Below are 6581 nucleotides of genomic sequence, written 5' to 3' on the forward strand. Positions count from 1 at the left end.
GGGCGTCACCTCGCGTCGGGACGGTGCCCCTGCTTCGCCAGCTGGATCTGCTCGTAGACGTGGTGCCGGAGCTCGGTGAAGCGCGGCAGGGCACGGGTCTCGAGCTGGTCTCGCTCGGCGGGCAGGTCGATCACGAGGTCCTCCTGCACCACCGTCGGCGAGGACGAGAGGATGATCACGCGCTGGCCCAGGTACACCGACTCGTCGATGTCGTGCGTGACGAACAGGACGGTGACGCCGAGGTCCTTCCAGATCCGCCGGATGAGGTCCTCGAGGTCGGCACGGGTCTGGGCGTCGACTGCTGCGAAGGGCTCGTCCATGAGGAGCACCTCGGGCTGGTACGCGACCGCACGCGCGATGGCCACGCGCTGCTGCATGCCGCCCGAGAGCTGCCAGGGGTACGACCGCGGGACGTGCGCGAGGCCCACGGCCTCGAGGGCCTGGCTGACGAGCTTCTCCCGCTCGGCCTTCGGGACGCCCGCGTTCTTGAGCGGGAGCTCCACGTTGTCCTTGACGCGCAGCCACGGGAACAGGGACCGGCCGTACTCCTGGAACACGACAGCCATCTTCTTGGGCGGCCCCGTGACCTTCTTCCCGTCCAGGACCACCTCTCCCTCGGTCGTGGAGAGCAGGCCGGCGATGCATTTGAGCAGGGTGGTCTTGCCCGAGCCCGACGGCCCGACGATGCACGCGAGCTCGTTGTGGCCGAGGTCGAACGTGAGGTCCCGGACTGCCTCGACGGGGCCGGCGTCCGTGCGGTAGACCTTCTTCACGCCGCGCACGGAGAGGAGGGCCTCGCCCTCGGGGAGGGTGCGCCCGCGGGGGACGGTCTGGGTCTGGTCAGGCTGCATTCTCTACCTCTTTAAGGCCGTTGTACCAGCGGAGGACGATCCGCTGGATCCACTGGAAGATGAGCGACATGGCCACGCCGATGAGGCCCAGGACGACGATCCCGGACCACATCTCGGGGATCGCGAACGAGCGCTGGAACTGCACGATGGTGAACCCGAGGCCGGACGAGGATGCGAACATCTCCGAGATCACCATGAGGATCAGGCCGATCGAGAGGCTCTGGCGCACACCGGCGAAGATCTGCGGCGCGGCCGAGGGCAGGATCTGGTACCGGACCCTGCTGAAGCCCGTGATCCCATAGGAGCGGGTGGTCTCGTTCTGCACCGGGTCAATGGCGCGGACGCCCTCGATGGTGTTCAGCAGCACGGGCCACACGCAGCCCGACACGATCACGGCGACCTTCATCGAGTCGTTGATGCCGACGATGAGCATGAGCACCGGAACGAGCACGGGCGGCGGGATGGCGCGGAAGAACTCGAAGACCGGTTCGGTGAGCGCCCGCAGCACGGGGCTCAGGCCCACGAGCAGGCCGAGCACGATGCCCAGGACGATCGCCACGGCGAGTCCCGCCAGGAGCCTCAGGATGCTGGGGAGCATGTCCGTGAGGAGCCGGTCCCCGAACCAGGTGGCCGGGAACTTCTCGGCGAGCGCGCCCGGGGTGGGCACGAAGAAGTTCGGAGCGCCCGAGGTTGCCGCCCACCACAGCGCGATGAGCAGGACCGGGAGCCCGATCCCGTAGAGGAAAGCCTTGAGGATCTTCATGCCGCGACCTCCCCGCGGATCGACGGATGCCAGGCCAGGACGCGCCTCTCGACCCACCGTGCGGCGAGGTTGACGAGGACGCCGAGCAGGCCGGTGGCGAGGATGAGGGCATACATACCGGAGATGGCGCCGCCGGACTGTGCGAGGGCGATCTCGCGGCCGAGGCCGGGGGAACCGATGACGAGCTCGGCCGTGATCGCCAGGATCAGCGCGACCGAGGCGGCCAGCCGCACGCCCGTCATGAGGTACGGGAGGACGGTGGGGAACACGACGTCGCGCACGCGCTGCCACCACGAGAAGCCGTAGCTCCTCGCGGTGTTCATCGCCACTGTGTCGACGTCCGCGACCCCGTACAGGACCTGGATGAGCACCTGCCAGAAGCTCGCGTACACGACGAGCATGAGCGTGGACTCGATCTTGATGCCGAACAGCAGCACCGCGAGCGGGATGAGCGCGACCGACGGGATCGGGCGCAGGAACTCGATGGTCGAGTTCGTGGCCCGCCGCAGGAACGGGAACATCCCGATCACGAGGCCCAGCACGGTGGCGAGCACCACGGCGATCGCGAGGCCGACGGCCCAGGCCGACATCGTGTCCGCCACGGCCTTCCAGAACAGCGCGAGGCCGAAGTCGTTCGCGAGCGCGGCCAGCACCTCCGAGGCCGGGGGGAGGTACTTCGCCTGGATGATCCCGCTCGCCGGCGCCAGCTCCCATAGGGCGAGGAAGGCGAGGATGCCCACGACGCCGAGCACCGGCGTCTTCCACCCGCGCCGCCCTCCGCCGGCCCGCGGCTTCGAGCGCCGCGTGGCCGGCACGGACGCCGCGGGGCGCCCGCTGGCCTGAGTTGCCTCGGTGCTCATCGCGGCAGGAGGTCGTCGAGGTTCACGGGCTTGCTGAGGGTGCCGTACTTCTGCGCGGCGTCGCCCAGCTTCTGCACGGCCGCCCGGTCGAACGCGCTGCGGTACAGGGGCAGGTTCATCTTCGCGCGCGTCGCGGCGTCGATCTTGGTGTACGTGCCCACGATGTCCCGGACCTCCTGGGGGTGCTCCTGCGCGTACTCGAGGGACTTGTTCATCGCACGCGTGAACTTGCCGACGAGCTCGGGCTTGTTCTTCACAGTGTCCCCGCTCGTGAAGTACCCGGCGATGTCGAGCTTCGGGTCGAACTCGACGAAGTTGTTGCTGATCACCCGGTCGCCTGCCTCGACGCCTGCGGTGCGGAACGGGTCCAGGATCCACGCGGCGTCGACCACGCCCTTCTCGAGCGCTGCCTGGGCGTCGGGGAAGGCGACCTCGACAAACTGGACAGTGGACGGGTCCCCGCCCGCCTTCTCCACGACCGACTTGATGGTCGTGTCGCCGATGTTGGCCAGGTTGTTGACGGAGACCTTCTTGCCGGCGAGGTCCTTCGCGGTCTTGATCGGCGAGTCAGCCTTGACGAGCACCGCGCCGAACTCCTTGGCGGGGTCGCCCGTGGAGGACGCGCCGTCGGCCACGAACCGCATGTCGAGGCCCTTGTCGCGAGCGACCATGACGGAGATGAGGTTGGAGAACGCGAAGTCGTAGCTGCCGGACTGCACCCCGGGCACGATCGCCGAACCGCCGGTGGCGGTCTGGATGTCGAGGTCGAGGCCCTCCTCGGTGAAGAAGCCCTTGGACTTGCCGAGCCAGATCGGCGCGGTGTCCACGATCGGGATCACTCCGACCGTGATCTTCTGCGCCTGGCCGCCTCCGCCTCCGGCGGCGGTCTGCGACCCGCCGCTGGGCGAGCCCGAGCCGCAGGCGGCGAGGGAGAGGATGGTGAGCGCTGCGGCTGCTGCCGTCGCGATGCGCTTCATCATGGGTGCGTTCCTTTCAGGTCCCCGGGTGCGGGCGGGGCTACTTGACGAGGAGGGAGTCGACTGAGGGCTGCTTGGAGACGAACTTGTACTTCTGCATGAGGCTGCCGAGATCGGTGAGCTGCTTCTCGCGCAGTTCCGCGGACATCTCCTCCATGTTCAGCTTCTGCGCGGCAGCTGCGTCCATCTTGAGGAAGGTGCCGGCCGAGGCCTTGAAGCCCTGCTGGTCCTTCTGCACGGCGTCAAGCGTGGTCTGCATGGCCTTCTTGAACTTCTGCACGGTGTCCGCGTTGGACTTGGCGAAGTTGCCGGAGGTGAATGAGACCATCGTGGGCAGCCCCGGGATGACCTCCTGGTAGGGGTAGCCGAGGAGCCGGTAGTTCGGGTCGCTGAGCATCTTGCTCATGAACGGCTCGGGGACCCACGCCGCGTCGATGTTGCCCCGGTCGAGCTGCGCCTGGGCGTCGGGGAACGCGACCTCGCTGAACTTGATGGCCTTGGGGTCTGCGCCCTCCTTGGCGGCAGACTCCATGATGGTCAGGTCGCCCTGCGTGTTGACGGCGTTGACGGAGACCGTCTTGCCCGCCAGGTCCTTCCAGGACTGGATCGGCGAGTCCTTCTTGACGATGACCGCCTCGATGTCGTTGCCGCTGGCGATCGAGTTCGAGAAGCCCGTGACGATCTTCATGTCGAGCCCCTTGTCGGCGGCGACGAGCACGGAGAGCGGGTTGCCCACGGCGAAGTCCATGCTGCCCGACGAGACGGCCGGCAGCATGGCAGCGCCGCCCTGACCGGTCTGGAACTGGACGTCGAGGCCCTCTTGGGAGAAGTAGCCCTTCTCGACGCCGTACTGGACTGCGGCCGAAGGCGCGATGCTCAGCAGGCCGACGGTGACCTTCGTGAGCGAACCCGAGCCGCCCTGCTGGCTGGCTCCGCCGCTCCCCGACGGCGATCCTGAACCGCACCCTGTGAGGGCGACGGCGACGACGGCGGCTCCGGCGAGCGCCTTGGCAACAGTCTTCAACATGTCTCAGCTCCCTGTCGGGGGTGCCGGGTCACCGTTGGCCCTATGTGATCCACCCCACGTCAAGTGCACACTATCTTCAATCATTGAGAACATCAACTATTGATCATTCCGGCTTCCTATGCTCTTCCAGGCCGTGTGGCCCTAGACCGCCACGTCGCGGCGCCGGAACGCGACCACCGCGAGCACCACGAGCACCACGGCCGTCCCGAGGGCGATCCAGGCACTCGGCCAGTCCACACCGTTCACGAGCGGATCATGCCCCGAGTACTGGTAGAGGGGCGAGTACTTCTGGACCGGCTTCAGCCAGTCGACGACGCCGCCGAGCCCGTTCACGACGTACGCGAGCACGGCCAGCGCGGCGGGGAGCCCCTTGCTCAGGCCGGCTCGTCCCGTGGCCGCGGAGAGGGCCAGGCCGAGCCCGCCGAACACGAGCCCGAGGAGAGCGAGGTGGCCCATTGCCGCGAAGACCTTGTCGGCAGGAAGGTCCATCCCGGTCCACGAGCCTTCGACCAGGAGAGATGCTCCCATGATCGCCGCGAGGAAGATGGTGCCCACGCTCATGGCCGCGGCCTTCTCCAGCACGATCCGGGCCCGGCTGAGGGGTGTGGAGAGCAGGAGTTCGAGGGTGTGGTGGTCCTCCTCGCCCGCGACGGCGGCGACGCCCGTGCCGATCGCGTACAGGAGGACCACGATCGGCCCCATGAAGGAGAGGAGCTCGATCTTGATGTAGCCGGTCGGGGTCGACATGTCTGCGCCCGACATCGCGAACAGGCTGCGGAACGCCTCAGGCATCTGCTCGAGGAAGGCATTCATCGATGGCTGGTCGCGGATGCTGGGCCATATGGCCGCGTACATCGCCACGAGGACGGCGATTGCAGCTGCCCAGCCGGCGAGTGCCCGCAGCTGGTCACGAAGCGTCTTGAGGAACACGCTGGTCAGCATGGTCCGCCCCTTCTCCGTAGTAGGTCAGGAACATCTCGTCGAGCTCGGCCTCCGCGCACTCGAAGTCGATCACGGGGTGGGCGCTGACCCTCTTCAGGAGGGCATCGAGGGCTGACTGGGGAGCGCTGCAGGTCATGGAGTGGGTATCGACGGCGAGGTCCCGTACGTCGGGAACGCCCGCGAAGTCGTCCGGCCTGACCTCTGCGCTGAACGATGCCCTCACGTGATGCAGCGACTTCTGGCTCAGGTCCGCGAGCCTCTCCACCGCGACGAGCCGCCCTTCCCGCACGACGCCGATCCGGTCGGCGACGCGCTGGACCTCCCCGAGGATGTGGGAGGACAGGAGGATGCTGCCGCCGCCGGCGGTGTGCTCGCGCAGCACGGCATGGAATTCCCTCTGCACGAGCGGGTCAAGGCCGCTGGTCGGCTCGTCCAGGATGAGCAGCCGCGGCTGCGACATAAGGGCAAGCACGATGGCGAGCTTCTGCCGGTTGCCTCGCGAGAGCGTGCGGCTGCGCTTGGCGAGGTCCAGGCCCAGCCTCTCGGCCAGCGCGCGGGCCAGCGCATGGTCCTTGCGGCCGCGCAGGTGGCTCAGGTACTCGATGTGCTCGTGGCCGGTGAGCCGGGGGTAGAGCGACGGCTCCCCCGGGACGTATCCGACGAGGCGGTGCACCTCCACGGCCCGGTCCCACACGTCGAGGCCGAAGATGGCCGCCGTGCCCGCTGTCGGGCGGATCATCCCGAGCAGCAGCCGGATGGTCGTGGTCTTCCCCGCCCCGTTGGGGCCCAGATACCCGAACACCTCGCCCGGCCCTATCGAGAAGCCCACCCGGTCGAGGGCCACGGCGCGCCCGAACCGCTTGGTCAGAGCGTCAATCACGACGGGCTGGTCTGCACGCATGCGGCCAGTATCGGCGGCCGCAGCAGGGCCAACCAGAGGCCAAAGGACCGTCTGCCAGCGGCCGAAACTGAGCGTTAAATGCAGGGAGCCCCCCGGCGGGTGCTGGGGGGCTCGACCTGGTGGTGTTGTCCGGCGGTGTCCTACTCTCCCACACCCTCGCGGGTGCAGTACCATCGGCGCTGTGGGTCTTAGCTTCCGGGTTCGGGATGGGACCGGGCGTTTCCCCCACGCTGTGACCGCCGTAACCCTGTGTCCCGTCC

7 protein-coding genes and 1 rRNA gene are annotated in these 6581 nt (G+C 68.0%); all 8 read right to left on the bottom strand.

What is annotated here, in order from left to right; genetic code table 11:
- Positions 1-5: 5 nt before the first annotated feature.
- Positions 6-851, bottom strand: a complete 846-nt coding sequence (locus tag CGQ25_RS14325; RefSeq protein WP_208710533.1) for an ABC transporter ATP-binding protein — start codon at positions 849-851, stop codon at positions 6-8.
- Positions 841-1614, bottom strand: a complete 774-nt coding sequence (locus tag CGQ25_RS14330; protein ID WP_208710534.1) for an ABC transporter permease — start codon at positions 1612-1614, stop codon at positions 841-843. The genes CGQ25_RS14325 and CGQ25_RS14330 overlap by 11 nt, the downstream gene beginning before the upstream one ends.
- Positions 1611-2474, bottom strand: a complete 864-nt coding sequence (locus CGQ25_RS14335; RefSeq protein WP_208710535.1) for an ABC transporter permease — start codon at positions 2472-2474, stop codon at positions 1611-1613. The genes CGQ25_RS14330 and CGQ25_RS14335 overlap by 4 nt, the downstream gene beginning before the upstream one ends.
- Positions 2471-3454, bottom strand: coding sequence for an ABC transporter substrate-binding protein (locus CGQ25_RS14340; protein WP_369802231.1), 984 nt, complete (start codon positions 3452-3454; stop codon positions 2471-2473). The genes CGQ25_RS14335 and CGQ25_RS14340 overlap by 4 nt, the downstream gene beginning before the upstream one ends.
- A 37-nt stretch (positions 3455-3491) precedes the next feature.
- Positions 3492-4478, bottom strand: coding sequence for an ABC transporter substrate-binding protein (locus CGQ25_RS14345; RefSeq protein WP_208710536.1), 987 nt, complete (start codon positions 4476-4478; stop codon positions 3492-3494).
- A gap of 141 nt (positions 4479-4619) precedes the next feature.
- Entirely contained in the window at positions 4620-5420 is an 801-nt protein-coding gene (locus CGQ25_RS14350) for an ABC transporter permease subunit (protein WP_208710537.1), read from the bottom strand.
- Entirely contained in the window at positions 5386-6321 is a 936-nt protein-coding gene (locus CGQ25_RS14355; RefSeq protein ID WP_208710538.1) for an ABC transporter ATP-binding protein, read from the bottom strand. Before CGQ25_RS14355 ends, CGQ25_RS14350 begins: the two co-directional genes overlap by 35 nt.
- A 127-nt stretch (positions 6322-6448) precedes the next feature.
- Positions 6449-6565: ribosomal RNA gene (gene rrf, locus CGQ25_RS14360) — 5S ribosomal RNA — on the bottom strand.
- Positions 6566-6581: the final 16 nt, after the last annotated feature.

Origin of the sequence: Sinomonas sp. R1AF57 (assembly GCF_002224485.1) — a bacterium.
Classification (GTDB): Bacteria; Actinomycetota; Actinomycetes; order Actinomycetales; family Micrococcaceae; genus Sinomonas; species Sinomonas flava.